1 protein-coding gene is annotated in these 1,646 nt (G+C 77.8%); it reads right to left on the bottom strand.

The window, feature by feature from the left end; all coding sequences use genetic code 11:
• Positions 1-445: 445 nt before the first annotated feature.
• The coding region (locus C1A33_RS24955) for an amidohydrolase (RefSeq protein ID WP_101833844.1) at positions 446-1,646 on the bottom strand (1,201 nt) is incomplete at its 5' end.

The following is a 1,646-nucleotide window of genomic DNA, read 5'->3' as shown; positions in this document are numbered from 1 at the left end:
CACAGGCCCGCGGCGCCGATCCCGCCGCCGCGGCGGGAGAGCTCCTTGGCCAGGGGGAGCGCGGGGCGGGGGCGGGCCGGCGTGGAGGTCACCGAACCAGTTTCGGTCACGATGGCCGCGCTGACCACGCCGCCCCCGCTCCTGCGGGCCTGTCGCTGGTGGTCGCTGTGTCCGTGGGGCGGCGCGGTCCCGCCGGACCGGGGCGGGTGGTTCGCCGGCCGCGGCTCCCGCCTGGGATGGCGATCGCGGTCGGTCGGGGAACCTGGATGGTCCCACTCCCCCGCCGGGTTTCCCCTGTGTCGGCGGGTTCGCCCCGGCGTTGGTGCAGACATTTCTGGCATCCGGTGACGGTGATGACGCCCCGCCTCCTTTGAATCGAACGGATGTGCGACTATCGGGGTGCGGGAGCGGTGCGGGCGGGGAGCAGTTCGGGGAGGCGGTGCCTTCAGCGCGGGGTGTCGTGCAGGATGCGGCCGCGCAGCACGGTGCGCCGGCATTGGGGTGTGGGTGCGTGCGGGTCGGGCAGGGCCCAGTCGCCGGTGCGGGGGCCGTCCCAGATCGCGTAGGTGGCGGGATGGCCGGGGGCGAGGATGCCATGGCCGTCGTCCTCGGCGCGGGCGGCGTACCAGCCACCGCGGGTGGCGGCGGTGAAGGCGGCGTGGGGGGACAGCCGCGCGCCCGGGGTGTGGTGGCCGGTGGCGGCGCGGACGGCGCCCCAGGGGTCGAGGGGGGTGACGGGGGCGTCGGAGCCGAAGGCGAGGGTGATGCCGGCGCCGGCCATGGCCGCGTAGGGGTTCATCGCGGCGGCCCGGGCGGGCCCGAGGCGGGTGGCGTACATGCCGGTGGGCCCGCCCCAGCGGGTGTCGAAGGCGGGTTGGGTGGAGACGACGAGGCCGAGGGCGGCGATGCGGCCGAGGTGGTCGGTGGTGGTCATCTCGGCGTGTTCGAGGCGGTGGCGGGCGGCGCGCAGGTGGGCGTGGCCGGTGCGGGCGGCGGCGGCGGCGAGGCCGTCGAGGACGGTGGTGAGGGCGGCGTCGCCGATGGCGTGGAAGCCGGTCTGCAGGCCCGCGGTGGTGGCGGACAGGGCGATGTCGCGCACGGCGGCGGCGTCGAGGTGCAGGGTGCCGTGGTGGGGGGCGTCGGCGTAGGGGCTGTGCAGGGCGGCGGTATGGGAGCCCAGGGAGCCGTCGACGAAGGTGTCGCCGCCCCAGGCGGCGCCGAGGGTGCGGGCGGTGGTGAGGTCGCCGGCCCAGTAGCCGTGGATCTGGGGGCCGGGCACGGTGGCGGCGTGGGCGAGCAGGCCGGCGAGGTCGTCGGCGCTGGAGACGTCGGGGCCGGCCATCTCGTGCAGGGCGGCGATGCCCAGGCGCGCGGCGTGGGTGCGGGTGGCCGCCCAGGTGGCGCGGCGTTGGCTGGGGGTGAGGCTGGTGTCGGCGGTGCGCCGGGCGGTGTGGTGGGCGGGGCCGGTGACCAGGCCGTCGGGGTGCCAGCCGGGGTGGCTGGCGGCGTGGGCGCGGGTGGCCAGGGCGGTGGAGATGACGGCGGTGTGGCCGTCGGCGCGGGCGAGGTAGACGGCGGCGCCGCCGGTGGCCCGGTCGAGTTCGGTGGCGGTGGGGGGTGTGGGGTCGGGCCAGCGGGTCTCGTCC

Source organism: Frankia canadensis (assembly GCF_900197875.1).
Taxonomy (GTDB): Bacteria; Actinomycetota; Actinomycetes; order Frankiales; family Frankiaceae; genus Frankia; species Frankia canadensis.
This window is presented reverse-complemented; position numbering and strand designations above follow the sequence as displayed.